The organism is Thioalkalivibrio sp. AKL12 (assembly GCF_000377925.1).
In the GTDB taxonomy this organism is placed as follows: domain Bacteria; phylum Pseudomonadota; class Gammaproteobacteria; order Ectothiorhodospirales; family Ectothiorhodospiraceae; genus Thioalkalivibrio; species Thioalkalivibrio versutus.
The window spans coordinates 24,327-41,461 of sequence record NZ_KB898904.1 but is presented as its reverse complement, the minus strand read 5'-3'; the positions used below and the strand labels follow the sequence as shown (position 1 = coordinate 41,461).

Genomic DNA, 17,135 nt, shown 5'->3' with positions numbered 1-17,135 from the left:
TGCCAGCCGCGCCCTCCTTTGCGGCCGCGGGAACACGATTTCAACACGTTGTTTGGAGAGACAAACATGGCAAACCAAGGCGTAAACCGAGGCCGTCGCCGGTTCCTCGTCGCCGCGACATCCGTCGTAGGCGGAGCCGGGGTCGCCGCAGTCGCGGCCCCGTTCCTGGCGTCCTTGCAGCCCAGCGCGCGCGCTCAGGCAGCCGGGGCCCCTGTCGAGTTCGACGTGGCCGCTGTCGAGCCGGGTCAGCGTGTCAGCGTCGAGTGGCGTGGCCAGCCGATCTGGGTAGTGCGGCGCACCGACGAGATGGTTGCCGGTTTGGCCGAGGTGGCCGATCGCCTGCGCGATCCCGACTCCGAAGTGGAAAGCCAGCAGCCGGAATATGCGCAGAACGAGTACCGCTCGCGCAAGCCGGAGATCCTGGTCGTCATCGGTATCTGCACCCATCTGGGCTGCTCGCCGAGCTACCGCCCGGAGATCGGCGATCCCGAGATGGGTTCCGACTGGCAGGGCGGCTGGCTGTGCGGTTGCCACGGTTCGCGCTTCGACCTGGCCGGTCGCGTGTACCGCAACATGCCCGCGGCGACCAATCTGGTGATCCCGCGGCACATGTATCGGAACGATACCTTGCTAGTCATTGGTGAAGATGAAGACGGGGAGGCGATCTGATGGCCAGCAATCCTGATACCAAGATCCAGGGCGGTGTGCTGGGCTGGGTGGACGCCCGCTTCCCGCTCTCCCAGATGTGGAACGAGCATCTGGCGCAGTACTACGCACCGAAGAACTTCAACTTCTGGTACTTCTTTGGTTCCCTGGCCCTGCTGGTGCTCGTCATCCAGGTGGTCTCCGGCATCTTCCTGACCATGTTCTACAAGCCCGACGCCGAACTCGCGTTTGCGTCGGTCGAGTACATCATGCGCGACGTGGAGTGGGGCTGGCTGATCCGCTATATGCACTCCACTGGCGCCTCGATGTTCTTCGTGGTCGTCTATCTGCACATGTTCCGGGCATTGCTCTACGGCTCCTACAAGAAGCCGCGCGAGCTGATCTGGATCTTCGGTGTGCTGATCTACCTGGTACTGATGGCCGAGGCCTTCGCCGGCTACCTGCTGCCCTGGGGTCAGATGTCCTACTGGGGCGCGCAGGTCATCGTGAACCTGTTCCAGACCATCCCGTACATCGGGCCGGACCTGGTGACCTGGATTCGCGGTGACTTCCTGCTGTCCGACGCCACGCTGAACCGCTTCTTCGCACTGCACGTGATTGCCCTGCCGCTGGTCCTGATCATGCTGGTGGCCGCGCACATCATCGCGCTGCACGAAGTGGGTTCCAACAACCCGGACGGCATCAACATCAAGGACCACAAGGACGAGAATGGCATCCCGAAGGATGGCATCCCGTTCCACCCCTACTATTCCGTGAAGGATCTGGTGGGCGTCGGCGTGTTCCTGATGGTCTTCGCCGTGATCATGTTCTTCTTCCCGACCGGTGGTGGCCTGTTCCTGAAGGCCGACAACATGATCCCGGCCGATCCGCTGGTGACCCCGGACCTGATTCCGCCGGTCTGGTACTTCACCTCGATGTACTCGGTCCTGCGTTCGGTGCCGGATCCATTCCTGGGTGTGATGGCGATGGGCGCCGCGGTGGTGATGCTGTTCTTCATCCCCTGGCTGGATCGCAACCCGGTCCTGTCGATGCGCTATCGCTCGTTCGCGGCCAAGTTCAACCTGGCGGTGTTCGTGGTGGCCTTCGTGATCCTCGGATGGCTGGGCCTGCAGCAGGCCACCAGCGAGGTCAGCGAGATGAGCCTGCGCTTCTCCACGGTCTACTTCGCGTTCTTCTTCGTGCTGTGGTTCCTCAGCAAGGAACGGTCCATGGTCTTTAGCCTGATCGCGTTTGCCGTGGTGGTGGGTATCTACTCCTTCTACGACATCCTGCGCTTCGACCCCGATAGCGCGGGCCTGCTGATGTGGTCCTGGCTGATTCCGACCGTGTATCTGTTCGTGACCATGGTGGTCCCTGCCTTCGCACGTGGCCTGGGCCGTGACCGTGCCGTTCCGGAAAGGGTGACTTCGTAATGAAAACGCTGATTGCAACTACATTCCTGGCCGCTGCGGCTTTGTTCACCGTCCCGGCCGCCTCGGCGGCCGGGTACGACGGTGACCTGGAAAAGGCCAACATCGACGTGACCAACGAGGCCTCGTTGCAGCGCGGTGCCAACCTGTTCATGAACTACTGCATGGCCTGTCACTCGACCGAGTACATGCGCTACAACCGCGTGGGTCGCGATATCGGCCTGACCGAGCAGCAGGTGGAGGAGAACTTTATCTTCATCACCGACGAGGCCGGTGATCCCGTTGGCGTTGGTTCGCTGATGACCAACGCCATGAGCGAAGACTATGGCGAAGAGGCCTTTGGTGTGGTCCCGCCGGACCTGACCATGACCACGCGCATCAATGGCGAGGACTGGGTCTATACCTTCCTGAAGAGCTTCTACATCGACGAGTCGCGCCCGCTGGGCGCGAACAACGACGTGTTCTCCAACGTCGGCATGCCCCACGTGCTGTGGGAACTGCAGGGCTGGCAGGAAAAGGTCGTCGACGAGGATGGTAACGAGCGTCTCGAACTGGTGCGCTCCGGCCAGATGACGCCCAGCGAGTACGATCGTGCCGTGCGCGACATCGTGACCTATCTCTCGTACATGGGCGAGCCGATGCAGCTGGATCGTCAGCGAATTGGCCTGTACGTACTGATTTTCCTCGGAATCTTCACGATTCTCGCCTACTTCTTGAAAAAGGAGTACTGGAAAGACGTACACTAGGCGGCATGAACCGTAACCGGCGCGCCGATCAGGGATGATCGCGCGCCGGTGTTATTGACCGTCTGCCCGGCACCGGAAACCGTTCGGCCGGGCCAGGGAAACGCTGATTAATGTACACACTCGCGTTGGCACCCCAGGTTTTCCGAGACAAGGAGCGGTGCGCAGCCGGTAGTGGTTCTACCGGCAAGGGCCGCAACGCAGGATCGGGGAACTTGGGGTACCAACCCCACAAACGATTGAAAGCAGGGGCTCGGCCGCTTTTGCGCGGGAACGGCGTTGCGGCTCCTTTGTGCAGAATGACTGCACGGCAGTCACCGCGCCTTGTTCGCACGCAAAAGCGACTCGAGCGCGAGCGTGTACATCAATCAGTGTTTCCCTAGGGAGAAAGCCATGGCGCTGGTCGCCAACCGTCGTTCCGTTATGACCCTGTTTTCTGCTCACGACTGCGTGCGTTGCCACCGGGTGCGCATCATCCTTGCGGAGAAGGACATCGCCGTGGATGTCGTCAATCTCGGGCCCGATGAACTGCCCGAGGATCTCTCCGACCTGAACCCGTACAACGAGGTCCCGACCCTGGTGGATCGCGACCTGGCCCTGTACGGCACGCACGTCATCACCGAGTACTTGGATGAACGCTTTCCGCATCCGCCGCTGATGCCGGTGGATCCAGTCTCGCGGGCGGCCGCGCGGCTGGCGCTTTATCGCGTGGAGCGTGACTGGTACGAGGGTCTCGATGCCGTCAACCAGGCCTCAGGCTCCGGCTTGACCAAGGCGCGCAAGATCCTGCGCGAAAGCCTGGTCAGCTCGGCCGAGATCTTCGAGCTCAAGCCGTATTTCCTGAGCGACGAGTTCTCGATCGTGGACTGTGCCATCGCCCCGGTGATGTGGCGGCTTCCCGCCGTGGGCATCGATCTGACGGCGTTGCCGCAGGCGATTCAGGAATATGCCGATCGCGTCTGCAAGCGTGAATCGTTCCAGGTGAGTCTGACCGAGGCCGAGCGCGAGCTTCGCCTGTGACTTCGTCGCGCCCCTATCTGCTCCGGGCTCTGTGGGAGTGGGTTACGGATAACGGCTTCACGCCGCATCTCCTGGTCGACGCCACAGTCGAAGGGGTGATTGTTCCGGAGGCGTTCGTCGACCAGGGCAAGATCACGCTCAATGTCGGTCCGACCGCAGTGCAGGCCCTGAACATCGGTGACGAGGCGGTGGCCTTCTCGGCCCGGTTCGCGGGCAGCCCGATGGATGTCTTTGTGCCGATGCAAGCGGTGCTCGCGGTCTACGCGCGCGAGAACGGTCAGGGGATGATGTTCGGCAGCGAGCCGGGGCCCGGCCCCGACGACGACGGTCCGGGCACGCCTCCGGACGGCTCTGGTGATGACGGGGGCGGGGAGGATTCGCCGACCCCGAAGCGCAAGGGGCCGGCACTGAAGGTCGTGAAGTAGGGCCCCTTACGGGGGCCCTTTTCTTTTCCGGGCCCTGCTGGGGAGGGGATTCCCTTGCCCGGTACCTGGCTAGGCGGGTCCGGGCGCCTTGCCAGGGTTCAGGATGTTGTCCGGGTCGAACGTTCGCTTGATGCCGGCCATCAGTCCCAGTGCCACCGGGTCCAGTTCCCGGCTGATATAGGGTCGCTTCACCAGCCCGATGCCGTGTTCGCCCGAGAGCGTCCCGCCCAGCGACAACACCAGGGTGAAGACGCCGTCCAGGCAACGCTCCGCCGCCGCGAGTTCTGCCGGGTCATCCGGGTTCACCAGCAGGTTTACATGAATGTTGCCGTTCCCGGCATGGCCGAAGTTCACGATCTTGATGGCGTGTTCCGCGGCCAGCCGGTCGAGCCCGGCAATCAGGTCGGGAATGCGCGAGACCGGCACGACCACGTCTTCGTTGATCTTTTTCGGCGCCACCGTGCGTAACGCCGGTGACAGGGCCTTGCGCACGGCCCAGAGCGCCTGGGCCTCTTCCGGGGTGTCGGCGCTGAGGGTCTGCACGCAGCCTTCGCCCTCGGCCGCGCGCCGGATGCCGGCGGTGGTGGCCTCGATGCCGGCTTCGGTGCCATCGGTCTCGATCATCAGGATCGCGCCGGCAGCGGCGGGCAGGGGGCAATCCGGCGCGTAGGCGCGGATCATCGTGATCGCGGAATGGTCCATGAACTCCAGCGCCGACGGGACCTCGGCGCGCGCCATCAGCCGCGATACGGCCCGGGCCGCGGCGTCGACATCGCGGTAGACCGCCTGGATCAGGCGGGTCGCTTCCGGCTTGGGTGTCAGGCGCAACGTGGCCTCGGTGAGCACGGCCAGGGTCCCTTCGGATCCGATCAGCAGACGGGTGAGGTCGTAGCCCACCACCCCCTTGGTGGTATGGACGCCGGTGCGGAATGCCTCGCCGGTTCCGGCCACGCCGGACAGGCCCAGGGTGTTGTCACGCGGGGTGCCGTATTTGACCGCGTGCGGGCCGGCGGAGTTATAGGCGAGATTGCCACCGAGCGTGCAATAGGCGCTACTGGTGGGGTCCGGCGGCCAGAAGAAGCCCGTGGCGCCTGCCGCCTGCTGGATCTCGCCGTTGGTGGCGCCCGGCTCCGCGATCAGCCAGCGATTATCCGGATCCACCTCCAGGATGCGGTTCATGTGCTCGAATGACACCACCAGCCCGCCATGGTCCGGGACCGCGGCACCGGTGGTGCCGGTGCCGCGTCCGCGGCTGGTCAGGGCCACGCCGAGGCGCCGGCAAAGGCGCACCAGCTCGCGCACCATATCGGCGTCCCGTGGGAAGGCGACGGCGTCGGGCACCGCATGCAGCTTCGAGTTGTCGGCACCGTAGGTCCAGCAGTCCGCGGGATCGAGTAGGCGATCGCCGGGCGCCAGGAGCTGTTCCAGTTCGCGAGCCAGAGGGGTCATCGGTGGGCGCTCACGGGGTGGATGCCTGGATGGCGTCTTGCAGCCATTCGATCCGGTCCTGGCCATCCAGGGTCATCACATCAAAGCGGACCGGGCCGTTCCAGGCGCTTTCCTGCAGGTACGCCTCGGCCACCCGCAACAGGCGTTCACGCTTGCGCCGGTCGATGCTCTCTGCGCCGCCCCCAAAGCTCGGGTGGCTCCGCTTGCGTACTTCCACCAGCACCAGGGTATCGTCCTCGAGTGCGACCAGGTCGAGCTCGCCGTAAGGGCGGCGGACGTTACGCGCACGGATCTGCAGCCCGTGTGCCTCCAGGTAGTCCGCGGCTCGCTTCTCGGCGGCCTGCCCCGAGGCACCCGGGCGAAACACTCAGGATTCTCCGGGGTGTACGTCGATGCGTCGGGGCTCGCCGCCCTCGAAGCGCGCCCAGGCCGGTTCTCTCACCCACTCGTGGTTGAAGGGGTTTAGGCTCCAGGTGCCAGCGCCGCCGGTTAGCTGATGATGGGGGGCGTTGCGAATCCCGTCCTGGCGCAGGCTGAGGCGCATCGCGTCCATGCCCAGGGCGACAAACCGGGGGAGTGCCTCGTCGCGTGCTTGTTCGTCGTCCGCCAGTGGGCTCACCCGGTCGAACAGCCGGGGGGTATCGGGGAACACGATCCCGTTGAGATCGGCGTCGCGATTGGCATTCGGGCGTCCGGAATAGACATGGGGCGTGGCCATCATCGGGAGCTGGCTGGCCCGGTGGAAATGGAGATGCGGCACGATGCGCCGAACTTGCGGCGCCGTGCCGGCAATGAAGATGTGGTCCACATCCGCGCGCACCTGAGGGTCGCCTTCCAGTTCCAGCCCGGTCCGGCGTGCCACATCGCGAATGCGCGCCTCGCTCTGCTGGATGCCGAGTGCATTGCCAATGGTGGCGTTCAGCTCCCCGGCGCTGGGCTGGATGCGAATGACGTCTCGCGGGCGCCGGTCTTCGTCGGCCAATGCCGCCCGGAAGGCACTTGCCACGCGATCGCCGAAGGCCCCTTCCGGCAGGAGCACCAGCGGGTGATGCCAGCCGGCGCGGGCCGCCCGGTCGGCCACCGCACGGGCATCCTCTTCCGGATTCAAGGCCAGCGTTGTGAGTTCGCTGGGGGTCGAGACTTCCGTGCGGTTCAGCAGGATGGTCGGGAGGGTCTGATCGCTAGCGGCCACCTGGCTTACCGACTCACGCCGCAGCGGACCGATGATGCGCGCGACGCCGGAGTCCACGCCACGCCGGTACAGGGCGGCCGCGCCGTCCGGCTCGCCGCGCGTGTCGCGCACGATCAGCCGGCCGTTGCCGCCACCCTCCGCGTAGTAGGCGCGGGTGATTCCGTCGAGTATGGCGTTGCCCAGTGCGGCCAGGTCGCCCGACAGTGGCAGCAGCACCAGGGTGTCCCCAGGCGCGTCCGCGACCAGCGGGTGGCTGGCGACGAGTTCCGGTAGCAGGCTGTTGGCCGGATGCGCGGGATGGCGCTCGCGCCACAATCCGGCGGCCAGGTGCGCCTGTTCCTCGGTATCGGCGGCGCGCAGCAGTCGGAACAGGCTGACCCAGGCATCCCCATCCGGCGGGTGGTTGCCCACGATCCGGTCGCGCTGGGCCGGGCGCAGGGCTGCGAGCAGCCCCCATATGCGCTGCTGATTCTCGGCGTGTGTGTCGGGCTCCATGATCAGCAGGCGGTCCAGGCGCAGCCGGGTGTCCAGGGCCTGATACCATTGGCTCTCCTGTTCCAGCATCCGGGCGTGCAGGGCAAGCCCCTGGCGATAGACCTCCGGGGTTCGCGTGGGGTCGTCCGGGTCGTCTGCACCCAGTCGTTCGCGGGCGAGCTCCCAATCCCGTTGCGCTGCTGCGAGTCGCGCGCCTAGAAGGCGGGCTTCCTGGGTGTCACGCGCGGCGCCGGGAAGCTCGGCCCACAGGGCTTCGGCCCGGTCCAGCTGGTCCGGCGTCGCGGGATCGAGCGCCAGCACGGCCTCGATGGCGCGGCGCACCAGGTCGGGCTCCGGCCGCGAGCGGGCCTCGCTCAGCAGCAGGCTGGCGCGCACCTCGGGAGGCAGTTCGGCCAGGTCCGGCCGGACCTCGGCGTCCGGGGTCGGCTCCGGGGCCGGGCGCGGCGTGGCACAGCCCGCCACGATGGCCGTGGCCAGCAGCAACAGGGCAAGACGGGACAGGGGCCGGGTATGCCCGGCGCGTTCGGGGATTCGGGTCACGATAGCGGTTCGTCAGCGAATGAGGAGTCAGTATTGAAAGCGCATCAGGCCGTGTCAACGAACTGGGGCACGTTGTGGGTGGTGGCTACCCCGATTGGTAATCTTGGAGATATGAGCCCGCGGGCGGGCGAGGTCCTCGGTCGGGTGCAGCGCATTGCGGCGGAGGATACGCGACACAGCGCCGGGCTGCTGGCGCATCTGGGCGTGCACACGCCGCTGGTCAGCCTGCACGAGCATAACGAGGCAGAGCGTATTCCCTTGCTGCTGGAGGCGCTGAGGGCGGGGGAGTCCGTCGCGCTGATTTCCGATGCCGGCACGCCGCTGGTGTCGGACCCGGGTTTTCGGCTGGTGAGGGCGGCGCGCGAAGCCGGGTTGGATGTGCGCGCCGTACCGGGTCCCAGTGCGCCTCTGGCGGCGCTGGCGGTTGCCGGGCTGCCGTCCGACCGCTTCTGCTTCGAGGGCTTCCTGCCGCATGCCGCCGGGGCGCGCCAACGGCGGCTGGAGGCATTGCTGGTCCAGCCGGTCACTACCATCCTGTTCGAATCGTCGCATCGTGTTCGCGCGGCCGCCGCCAACCTGGCGCAGCTGGCACCGGGGCGGGAGGTCTTCCTGGCGCGGGAGTTGACCAAGCAGTTCGAGGAACACTATCGCGGCCCCGCCGGCGAACTGCCGGCCTGGCTGGATGCCGACAGCAACCGCACCCGCGGCGAGTTCGTGCTGATCCTGGCCCCGGCGCCCGCGCCCGACACGGGGGGCGAGGCCGACATGCCCCTGTCCGACGAGCACGAGCGCCTGCTCGCGGCACTGCTGCATGAACTCCCTCTCAAGCGTGCGGCCCGCCTGCTTTCCGATGCCACCGACCTGCCGCGTAACCGCGTCTACGCCCGCGCCCTGGCCCTCAAGGACGCGGGCGGGTAGGGATTCTCATTTGCCACGCCGCGCCCGAAGGCAGGAAGAAGGCCAAGGTCAAAAGCCATCGACGGGAAGGCGGGGCGGGCGGGAAGCAACTAATCGTGGGCGGGGGTGGTCGGGTGCTTGCCGTATCGCTCGAATAATGCTGTTAGTGGCCGAGCTCAGTTTTCTTCCGGTCTCTCGGGTTTTCTGTACATCGCTTTTGCCCTTCTTCGTGCCTTCGTGCCTTCGTGCGCTTCGCGGCCAGCAAGGCCCGTGCCGGCCAAGCCCTTGCGGAGTCTTGCGTTCGCGCGCGCAGCGGCGTACAAGGAGCGCGGGAGTCGGCCAGGCAGTCGCTGCATCCTCGGATGTGGAGGAAAGTCCGGGCTCCATAGGGCAGGACGCCAGGTAACGCCTGGGCGGCGCGAGCCGACGGAAAGTGCCGCAGAAAATATACCGCCGATGGTCCGGTTCGCCGGGTACAGGTAAGGGTGAAATGGTGCGGTAAGAGCGCACCGCGCGACTGGTAACAGTTCGTGGCAGGGTAAACCCCGTCCGGAGCAAGGCCAAATAGGGGTGCATGGTGTGGCCCGCATCGCACCCGGGTAGGCTGCTCGAGGCGTCCGGTGACGGACGTCCCAGATGAATGACTGTCCTCGACAGAACCCGGCTTACGGCCGGCTCCCACTTTTTCCCACGATCAAGCCCCCGCGGCCGCCCCGGTCTGCGCGTGCACGGCTGTGTGTGCGGCAAACTTGTAAGGTGATGCATTAAGTTTGAGCCTCAACGCGAGGCTTTTAATACCCTTCTCCCCGCTCTTTCGTCCGCCTCGGGGTGGGTGCGCTAAGTCTCTGTGATTCAACGCTTATTTTTCGTTTTTCGGGGTCGATTTTCTTGACTCTGGAGGATGCCCGTACCTATAGTGTCGGAAAGTGGGTCAAAGTGGGGAAAGGTGGGTAACCACCGTTATCAGCGATGTTTCGAGGCGTTAGCCAGCTCAATCTGGATGCGAAGGGCCGCCTGGCCATGCCGGCGCGGTATCGCGACGACCTCGCTGCGAGCTGCAACAGTCAGCTGGTGATCACGGTTGATCCCTCCCGCTGCCTGCTCTTGTACCCGTTCCCCGAGTGGGAGCGCATTGAGCAGAACCTGATGTCCCGCCCCAACATGAATCCCAAGGTGCGCAATCTGCAGCGCCTGCTGGTGGGCCATGCCACCGAGTGCGAGCTGGACGGCAGCGGCCGCCTGTTGCTGCCTCCGCCCCTGCGTCAGTACGCCGGCCTGGAAAAGCGGGTGGTGCTGCTGGGCCAGGGCAAGAAGTTCGAGATCTGGGGCGAGGCCGCCTGGGAGGAGACCTGCGCCCAGGTGCTGGGGGGTGACGTGGATGATGAAGCGCTCGAGTCCATCGCGTTGTGACGGACATGGAAGCCGTCTCCCACATCCCGGTGCTGCGCGACGCGGTGCTGGAGGGCCTGGCCGTGCGCGCTGACGGCTTTTACGTCGATGGCACCTTCGGCCGCGGTGGACACAGCCGGGCGATCCTGGATCGCCTGGGCCCGGACGGCCGGCTGCTGGCCATGGATCGCGATCCGGAGGCCGCCACGGCGGCCGCCTCGTTTGCCGATGATCCGCGTTTTGCCTTCGAGGCCGCGCCGTTCTCGACCATGGCCGCCACGCTGGAACGGCGTTCGCCGGACCGGGGTCCGGACGGCGTCTTTCTGGACCTGGGCGTGTCCTCGCCCCAGCTGGATACGCCCGAGCGCGGATTCAGTTTTCAGCACGACGGCCCGCTGGACATGCGCATGGATCCGAACAGCGGCGAGAGCGCGGCGGAGTGGCTGGCGCGGGCCGACGAGACCGAGATCGCGAATGTGATCTATCAATACGGCGAGGAGCGCCACTCGCGGCGCATTGCCCGGGCCATTGTGGCTGCACGCACCGAGGCACCGCTTAGCCGCACCGGCGAACTGGCCGAGATCGTTCGCCGTGCGGTCCCGAAACGCGAGCCCGGAAAGCACCCGGCCACTCGAACCTTCCAGGCGCTGCGCATCTTCGTGAACGCGGAGCTGTCCGAGCTGGAGCAGTGGCTGGCGACGATCCCCGATGTGCTCCCGCCTGGTGCGCGGCTGGTGGTGATCAGCTTCCATTCACTGGAAGACCGACTGGTAAAGCAGGCCCTGCGCAAGCCGGTGTCCAGCGTGCGCCTGCCGCGCGGCCTTCCGGTGATGCCGGAGGAGCCGGAGCGCAAGCTGCGCCCGGTCGGCAAGCCGATCCATGCCGATCGCGAGGAGCAGCGCATCAATCCGCGTTCGCGCTCGGCCGTGCTGCGTGTCGGGGAGCGACTCTGATGGTTGCGCGCGGGCTCCTGGCGGTGGCGCTGGCAACCGGGGTGTTTGCCTCGGCGGTTGGGGTGGTGGCGGCCAAGCATGAGTCGCGCCAGGCCTTTATCGACCAGCAGCAGGCATTGAGCCAGCGCGATGTCCTGAATCTCGAGTGGACGCAGTTGCAGATCGAGCAATCGACCTGGGCGACCCAGGGCCGGGTCGAGGAGCAGGCGCGCGAGCGTCTCGACATGATTCAGCCCGATTCGGATCGCATCGTGGTGATCGGGGGTAGCTCGTGGGCGCGCTGAAGCGGCAGATCAGTGGTGGCCGTCTGAAGGTCGTGATCGCCGTGTTCGCCGTCGCGAGCGCCGCGTTGCTGTTGCGCGCCGTCGATCTGCAGGTCCTGGAGCGCGACTTCCTGACCAAGCAGGGCGAGCAGCGCCAGGTGCGCACCCTGACCGAGTCCGCGAACCGCGGCATGATTACCGACCGTCACGGCGAACCCCTGGCCATTTCGGCCCCGGTGCAGACCGCCTGGGCCAACCCGCAGGACTTGATGGGCCAGCGCGAGCGCTGGCCGGATTTGGCCGCGGCGTTGGAGGTGGAGCCGGACTGGCTGGCGGAGCGTATCGAGGCGCGTGCCTCGCGCGAATTCATCTACCTGCGCCGCCAAATGTTGCCGGATCAGGCCGAGCGCGTAGCGGCCCTGCGCATCCAGGGCGTCGGCCTGACCCGCGAATTCCGGCGTTATTACCCGCATGGCGAGGCCACCTCGCATGTGCTGGGCTATACCAATATCGACGATCAGGGCCAGGAGGGCGTGGAACTGGCCTTTGACCAGTGGTTGTCCGGTCATCCGGGCGCCAAGCGGGTGCTGCGCGACCGTTATGGCCGCAGCATCCGTGATGTCGCCAGTATCCGCCCCGCGCGTGACGGCAACACCCTGGCCCTGACCTTGGATCAGCGCCTGCAATATCTGGCGTACCGCGAACTGAAGACCGCGGTCGCCGAACACAATGCCCGTGGCGGCTCCGCTGTCCTTCTGGACGCCCGCAGCGGCGAGATCCTGGCGCTGGTCAATCAGCCCGGATTCAACCCGAACAATCGCGGTGCTATCCGTTCCGATCGCGCCCGCAACCGGGCCATCACCGATACCCTGGAGCCCGGTTCGGTGATGAAGCCGTTCACCGTGGCGGCCGCCCTGGATGCCGGGGTGGTGGACGTCAACGCCACCCTGGAGACCGGCCCGGGCACCATGCGGGTGGGGCGCCTGACCGTGCGCGACCTGCGCGACTACGGGACGATCGACCTCACCACCCTGATCGCCCGTTCGAGCAATGTCGGGGCCACACAGCTGGCTTTGGATACCCCCGCGGATCGTTTCTGGAAGACCCTGCATCAGGCGGGCTTCGGGCAGGCGCTGGGTACCCATTTCCCGGGCGAGGCCACGGGGCGTCTGCGCGATTTCACCACCTGGCGCGAGGTCGAACAGGCCACGCTCGGTTATGGCTACGGGCTGTCGCTGTCGCCGTTGCAGATGGCGGCCTCCTACACCGCCTTTGCCAATGACGGCGAGCGGGTGCCGGTGCGTCTGGTGCGCACCGCCGACGATCTGCGCGAGTCGGCGCAGGTGATGACTCCGCGTACTGCCCGCCAGGTGCTGGCAATGATGGAACATGTGATCGGTACCGAGGGCACCGCGCGCCAGGCGGCGATCGACGGTTATCGCGTGGCCGGCAAGACTGGTACCAGCCGCAAGAGCGGTCCGGGCGGTTATACCGAGGACCGCTATTTTTCGAGTTTCGTCGGCCTGGCCCCGGCCTCCGATCCGCGTTTTGTCATGGCCGTGGTGATCGACGAGCCGGATGCCGGCGTCTACTACGGTGGGGCGGTCGCCGCGCCGGTGTTCCGTAATGTCGTCGGTTCGGCCCTGCGCATGTTCAACGTGCGCCCGGACGCGATGCCGGAGGTCCCCATGCGCCTGGCCGCGGATCACGAGGGGACGCCATGATGGCCGCCCGTGATACCCGAGGCGGGGCCGGACCGGTGCTGGGCGATTTGTTGCCGGCGGATCTCCTGCGCCCCGACCTGGCGGACTTGCCGGTCGCCGACCTGGTTCAGGATAGCCGCCGGGTCGCGCCCGGCACCGCCTTTGTGGCCCTGGCCGGCACGCACGGCCATGGGCTAGCGCATGCTGCCGATGCCGTGGCACGGGGTGCCGGCGTGATCCTGTGGGACGAGGCCGGAACCCCGGAAACATTCCCTGCTGTGCCGATGCTCCATGTGCCGGGCCTGCGGGAACGGCTGCCGCAGATTGCGCGCGGATTGTTCGGTAGCTGGCCGGAGGCGGCCCCGCTGGTGGCGGTGACCGGTACCGACGGCAAGACCTCGGTCACGCACCTGATCGCGTTGGCCCTGGAGACCCTGGGTCGGCCCACCGGTCTGATCGGCACGCTCGGCGTCGGGCGACCGGGCCACCTGGTGGATACCGGACACACGACCCCGGGTGTACTGGACCTGCATCGCCACCTGGCCGAGCTGGCCGCGGCCGGTTGTGGTGCCGTGGCGCTGGAGGCCTCCTCGCACGGTTTGGCACAAGGGCGCCTCGCCGGGGCCCCGATCAGCGTCGGGGTGCTCACCCGACTGAGCTCCGATCACCTCGATTTCCACGGTAGTCAGGAGGCGTATGCGGCAGCCAAGGCGCGGCTGTTTGTCTGGCCTGGCCTGCAAACGGCGGTCCTGAATATCGATGATGCCTTTGGACGCCAGGTCGTGGAGCATCTGCCGGCGGGCGTTCAGGCCCTGACCTACAGTGCCCTGGGTGCACCCGCCGATCTGCGCGCCCGAGACGTAGAGGCCACGGCCGAAGGGCTGCGTTTCACCCTCGAGGCCGACGGCCGGGCCTATCCGGTTCGTTCCACCCTGTTCGGCCTGTTCCAGGTCGGCAATCTGCTGGCGACCCTCGCCACCTTGCAGGGCCTCGGGGTAGAGCGCGAGGAGGCGATCGCGGCAGTCGCCGAACTCCCCGGCGTGCCCGGCCGCATGGAGCGCTTCCCGCTCGCTAACGGGGCCTTGGCGGTGGTCGATTACGCGCATACCACCCAGGCCCTGGAGGCTGCATTGCAGGCGCTTCGACCCCATGTACGCGGGCGCCTGAGCGTGGTGTTCGGCTGCGGCGGCGACCGCGATCGAGGCAAGCGCCCGGCAATGGGCCAGGTGGCCTGCCGGGAGGCCGACGTGATCTTCGTGACTGATGACAACCCGCGCGGAGAAGACCCGGCCGAGATCCGCGCCGAGATCCTTGCCGGCTGCGCCGATTCCGCCGAATGCCACGAGATTGGCGATCGCGCAACGGCGATTGCCAGTGCGCTGGCCGAGGCCGTTGCCGGGGATGTGGTGCTGGTGGCCGGTAAGGGTCACGAGACGACCCAGGAGATCCGCGGCCAGCGCTATCCGTTCAGCGACCGCGAACAGGTGCAGGCCCGGGCGTGCCGGCACCCGCAGGACATGCGTGGCCAGGACCGCGCGATCAGGGGGGAGGGACAATGATTCGAATGACCAGCCAGGAACTGGCCGAGGCGGTCCATGGGCGCCTGCAAGGGGTGCCCGACACGGCCTTCGAGGGCGTGTTTACGGACACTCGCGAGCCGCGCCCGGGAGCGCTGTTCATCGCGTTGAAGGGGCCGAATTTCGATGCCCACGCACAGGTCGGTGCCGACCTGCCGGCGGCCGTGCTGCTGGTGGAGCGGGCGCTCGATGTGCCACAGCCGCAGATCATCGTGGCCGATACCCGCGAGGCCCTGGGCCGCCTGGGCCGCCATTGGCGGCGCCAGAGCCGCGCGCGGGTGATTGCCCTGACCGGCTCCAATGGCAAGACCACGACCAAGGAGATGCTCCGCTGCATCCTTGAGGGGGTTGGGTCGGTGCATGCCACCGCGGGCAACCTGAATAACGAGATCGGCGCGCCGCTGACATTGCTGGCGATGCCCTGTGAAGTCGACTACGCGGTCATCGAACTGGGCGCCAATCATGCCGGTGAGATCGGGCGCATGGCGCGCTGGGTCGAACCGCAGGTCGCCATGATCACCAATGCCGGTCGGGCCCATCTCGAGGGCTTCGGCAGCCTGGAGGGCGTCGCCCATGCCAAGGCCGAGATCTACTCCGGTCTCCCGGCCCAGGGCGGCACCGCGGTCATCAATCTGGATGATCCGTTTGCCGACTACTGGCTGTCGCTGAACGAGCATCACCACTGCCAGCGCTTCTCGCTGGAGGGTGGCGGCGAGGTGGAAGGCATGTGGCAGGCCCCGGACCGGCTGCGTCTGTCCATCCTCGGCGCCGTCCGCGATCTGCGCCTGGCCGGCCCCGGTCGCCACGTCGCAGCCAATGCCGTGGCGGCCGCGGCCGCGGCGAACGCGGTCGGTATCGGGATTGACCGAATCGTCGACGGGCTCACCCGCTGGAAGCCGGTGCGCGGCCGTCTGCAGGAGCTGTGGCACGTCAGCGGCGCGCGGATTTGGGACGACAGCTACAACGCCAATCCGGACTCGCTGCGGGCCGGGCTCGAGGTGCTGGCGGCGATGCCCGGTCGGCGCATCCTGGTGCTGGGTGCCATGGGTGAACTGGGCGCCGCCACGCCGGCGTTGCACCGGGAAACCGGGCACCTGGCCCGCGCGGTGGGTATCGAACACTGCCTGGCGCTGGGCGATGCCGCGCGCGACAGCGCCGAGGGCTTTGGCGACGGCGGCGAGTGGTTTGCCGACCACGCCGCGCTGCGCTCGCGCCTGGAGGACCTCCTGGGGGAGGGCACCACGGTCCTGGTAAAGGGCTCGCGCAGCCAGCACATGGAACAGATCATCGAGGGGCTGGACCTGGCCTCGTCAGCGCCGGAGGTGGCGAATGCTGTTCGCGCTGACTGAATACCTGAGCCAGTTCTATTCCGGCTTCACGGTCTTTCAGTACCTGACCGTTCGCGCCATCCTCGGGGTGGTTACCGCATTGGCGATCGCGCTGTTGATCGGGCCGGCGATGATCCGCCGCCTGACGGTCGGCAATGTCGGCCAGCAGATCCGCGATGACGGTCCCGAGTCGCACCTGACCAAGGCCGGCACGCCGACCATGGGTGGTGCCCTGATTCTGGTGGCAGTGGCGGCGGCGACCCTGCTGTGGAGCGATCTGACCAACCGCTTCGTCTGGCTCGTGCTGCTGACCACCCTGGCGTTCGGCGCCGTAGGTGGCTGGGATGACTACCTGAAGCTGCGCTACGGCAACAGCAAGGGTCTGTCGGCGCGCGCCAAGCTCCTGTGGCAGACGCTGTTCGCCCTGGTCGCCGCGGGGGTGATTATGTACACCGCGCAGGGGCCGGTGGAGACGACCTTCTACCTGCCGGTGTTCAAGGACATCCAGTTCAGCCTGGGCTGGCTGTTCATCCCGCTGGTCTGGCTGGTGGTCGTGGGGTCCTCCAATGCCGTGAACCTGACCGATGGGCTGGATGGCCTGGCGATCATGCCGGCGGTGCTGGTGGCCGGCGCCCTGGGCGTGTTCGCCTACGCGGCGGGCCATGCGGTATTCGCCGACTATCTCGGTATTCCGGCGGTACCCGGCGTGGGCGAGGTGGTGATCTTTACCTCCGCCCTGGTCGGCGCCGGGCTGGGATTCCTGTGGTTCAACACCTACCCGGCGCAGGTCTTCATGGGCGACGTCGGGGCGCTCGCGCTGGGCGCGGCCCTGGGCATGCTGGCGATCATCACCCGTCAGGAGATCGTGTTGCTGATCATGGGGGGCATTTTCGTATTGGAGACGCTTTCGGTGATGCTCCAGGTCGCCTCTTTCAAGCTCACTGGGCGGCGAATCTTCCGCATGGCGCCGCTGCACCATCACTTCGAACTCAAGGGCTGGCCGGAGCCGCGCGTGATCGTGCGTTTCTGGATCCTGACCGTGGTGTTCGTCCTTGTCGGTCTTGCGACCCTGAAGGTGCGCTGATC

General features: G+C 66.7%; 16 protein-coding genes and 1 other RNA gene. 14 read left to right on the top strand and 3 right to left on the bottom strand.

The window, feature by feature from the left end:
• Positions 1 to 66 precede the first annotated feature (66 nt).
• From petA to D579_RS0112175, 5 genes are all read left to right on the top strand, one after another.
• Positions 67 to 669: a ubiquinol-cytochrome c reductase iron-sulfur subunit gene (gene petA, locus D579_RS0112195; RefSeq protein WP_026287943.1), complete on the top strand. Its 603-nt coding sequence runs from the start codon at positions 67 to 69 to the stop codon at positions 667 to 669.
• The gene (locus D579_RS0112190) at positions 669 to 2,078 is read left to right on the top strand and encodes a cytochrome b N-terminal domain-containing protein (RefSeq protein WP_018168241.1); all 1,410 of its coding nucleotides are present in this window, start codon (positions 669 to 671) and stop codon (positions 2,076 to 2,078) included. The genes petA and D579_RS0112190 overlap by 1 nt, the downstream gene beginning before the upstream one ends.
• Complete coding sequence (locus tag D579_RS0112185; protein ID WP_018938175.1) at positions 2,078 to 2,821, top strand: cytochrome c1; 744 nt, start codon at positions 2,078 to 2,080, stop codon at positions 2,819 to 2,821. The genes D579_RS0112190 and D579_RS0112185 overlap by 1 nt, the downstream gene beginning before the upstream one ends.
• 390 nt (positions 2,822 to 3,211) lie before the next feature.
• The gene (locus D579_RS0112180; protein WP_018144481.1) at positions 3,212 to 3,838 is read left to right on the top strand and encodes a glutathione S-transferase N-terminal domain-containing protein; all 627 of its coding nucleotides are present in this window, start codon (positions 3,212 to 3,214) and stop codon (positions 3,836 to 3,838) included.
• Complete coding sequence (locus D579_RS0112175) at positions 3,835 to 4,263, top strand: ClpXP protease specificity-enhancing factor (RefSeq protein ID WP_018938174.1); 429 nt, start codon at positions 3,835 to 3,837, stop codon at positions 4,261 to 4,263. The genes D579_RS0112180 and D579_RS0112175 overlap by 4 nt, the downstream gene beginning before the upstream one ends.
• Before the next feature lie 69 nt (positions 4,264 to 4,332).
• On the opposite strand, the gene D579_RS0112170 is transcribed toward D579_RS0112175, so the two are convergent.
• Genes D579_RS0112170 through D579_RS0112160 form a run of 3 tightly spaced genes read right to left on the bottom strand, consistent with a single transcriptional unit; the run spans position 4,333 to position 7,939 of the window.
• A complete protein-coding gene (locus tag D579_RS0112170; RefSeq protein ID WP_018144479.1) occupies positions 4,333 to 5,712 on the bottom strand; it encodes an FAD-binding oxidoreductase in 1,380 nt (459 codons plus the stop codon).
• Between the two features lie 10 nt (positions 5,713 to 5,722).
• On the bottom strand, positions 5,723 to 6,079 hold the full coding sequence (locus tag D579_RS0112165; protein ID WP_018952166.1) for a YraN family protein: 357 nt from the start codon (positions 6,077 to 6,079) through the stop codon (positions 5,723 to 5,725).
• Positions 6,080 to 7,939 carry a penicillin-binding protein activator gene (locus tag D579_RS0112160; RefSeq protein WP_018952165.1) on the bottom strand — a complete coding sequence of 620 codons (1,860 nt, stop codon included), beginning with the start codon at positions 7,937 to 7,939 and terminating at the stop codon, positions 6,080 to 6,082. It abuts the gene before it with no gap.
• Between the two features lie 81 nt (positions 7,940 to 8,020).
• On the opposite strand from D579_RS0112160, the gene rsmI reads away from it, so the two are divergent.
• The 9 genes from rsmI to mraY all read left to right on the top strand — a co-directional run bounded on the left by rsmI (position 8,021) and on the right by mraY (position 17,133).
• Entirely contained in the window at positions 8,021 to 8,857 is an 837-nt protein-coding gene (gene rsmI / locus D579_RS0112155) for a 16S rRNA (cytidine(1402)-2'-O)-methyltransferase (RefSeq protein ID WP_081621725.1), read from the top strand.
• A 310-nt stretch (positions 8,858 to 9,167) separates the two neighbouring features.
• An RNA gene (gene rnpB, locus D579_RS14385) (RNase P RNA component class A) lies at positions 9,168 to 9,519 on the top strand.
• A gap of 286 nt (positions 9,520 to 9,805) precedes the next feature.
• Positions 9,806 to 10,246 carry a division/cell wall cluster transcriptional repressor MraZ gene (mraZ, locus tag D579_RS0112150; RefSeq protein ID WP_018144475.1) on the top strand — a complete coding sequence of 147 codons (441 nt, stop codon included), beginning with the start codon at positions 9,806 to 9,808 and terminating at the stop codon, positions 10,244 to 10,246.
• 5 nt (positions 10,247 to 10,251) lie between these two features.
• Positions 10,252 to 11,178: a 16S rRNA (cytosine(1402)-N(4))-methyltransferase RsmH gene (gene rsmH / locus D579_RS0112145; protein ID WP_018168235.1), complete on the top strand. Its 927-nt coding sequence runs from the start codon at positions 10,252 to 10,254 to the stop codon at positions 11,176 to 11,178.
• A complete protein-coding gene (gene ftsL, locus D579_RS0112140) occupies positions 11,178 to 11,462 on the top strand; it encodes a cell division protein FtsL (protein WP_018168234.1) in 285 nt (94 codons plus the stop codon). The genes rsmH and ftsL overlap by 1 nt, the downstream gene beginning before the upstream one ends.
• On the top strand, positions 11,450 to 13,165 hold the full coding sequence (locus D579_RS0112135) for a penicillin-binding protein 2 (protein ID WP_018939016.1): 1,716 nt from the start codon (positions 11,450 to 11,452) through the stop codon (positions 13,163 to 13,165). The genes ftsL and D579_RS0112135 overlap by 13 nt, the downstream gene beginning before the upstream one ends.
• On the top strand, positions 13,162 to 14,703 hold the full coding sequence (locus tag D579_RS0112130) for a UDP-N-acetylmuramoyl-L-alanyl-D-glutamate--2,6-diaminopimelate ligase (protein ID WP_018952163.1): 1,542 nt from the start codon (positions 13,162 to 13,164) through the stop codon (positions 14,701 to 14,703). The genes D579_RS0112135 and D579_RS0112130 overlap by 4 nt, the downstream gene beginning before the upstream one ends.
• Entirely contained in the window at positions 14,700 to 16,070 is a 1,371-nt protein-coding gene (gene murF / locus D579_RS0112125; protein ID WP_026289522.1) for a UDP-N-acetylmuramoyl-tripeptide--D-alanyl-D-alanine ligase, read from the top strand. The genes D579_RS0112130 and murF overlap by 4 nt, the downstream gene beginning before the upstream one ends.
• Entirely contained in the window at positions 16,051 to 17,133 is a 1,083-nt protein-coding gene (gene mraY, locus D579_RS0112120) for a phospho-N-acetylmuramoyl-pentapeptide-transferase (protein WP_018176146.1), read from the top strand. Before murF ends, mraY begins: the two co-directional genes overlap by 20 nt.
• Positions 17,134 to 17,135: the final 2 nt, after the last annotated feature.

Bases quoted from the DNA above. Each gene is read 5' to 3' on its own strand.
- petA (WP_026287943.1), top strand. From the start codon at position 67: ATGGCAAACCAAGGCGTAAACCGAGGCCGTCGCCGGTTCCTCGTCGCC.
- D579_RS0112190 (WP_018168241.1), top strand. From the start codon at position 669: ATGGCCAGCAATCCTGATACCAAGATCCAGGGCGGTGTGCTGGGCTGG.
- D579_RS0112185 (WP_018938175.1), top strand. From the start codon at position 2,078: ATGAAAACGCTGATTGCAACTACATTCCTGGCCGCTGCGGCTTTGTTC.
- D579_RS0112180 (WP_018144481.1), top strand. From the start codon at position 3,212: ATGGCGCTGGTCGCCAACCGTCGTTCCGTTATGACCCTGTTTTCTGCT.
- D579_RS0112170 (WP_018144479.1), bottom strand. From the start codon at position 5,712: ATGACCCCTCTGGCTCGCGAACTGGAACAGCTCCTGGCGCCCGGCGAT.
- mraZ (WP_018144475.1), top strand. From the start codon at position 9,806: ATGTTTCGAGGCGTTAGCCAGCTCAATCTGGATGCGAAGGGCCGCCTG.
- rsmH (WP_018168235.1), top strand. From the start codon at position 10,252: ATGGAAGCCGTCTCCCACATCCCGGTGCTGCGCGACGCGGTGCTGGAG.
- ftsL (WP_018168234.1), top strand. From the start codon at position 11,178: ATGGTTGCGCGCGGGCTCCTGGCGGTGGCGCTGGCAACCGGGGTGTTT.
- D579_RS0112130 (WP_018952163.1), top strand. From the start codon at position 13,162: ATGATGGCCGCCCGTGATACCCGAGGCGGGGCCGGACCGGTGCTGGGC.
- murF (WP_026289522.1), top strand. From the start codon at position 14,700: ATGATTCGAATGACCAGCCAGGAACTGGCCGAGGCGGTCCATGGGCGC.
- mraY (WP_018176146.1), top strand. From the start codon at position 16,051: ATGCTGTTCGCGCTGACTGAATACCTGAGCCAGTTCTATTCCGGCTTC.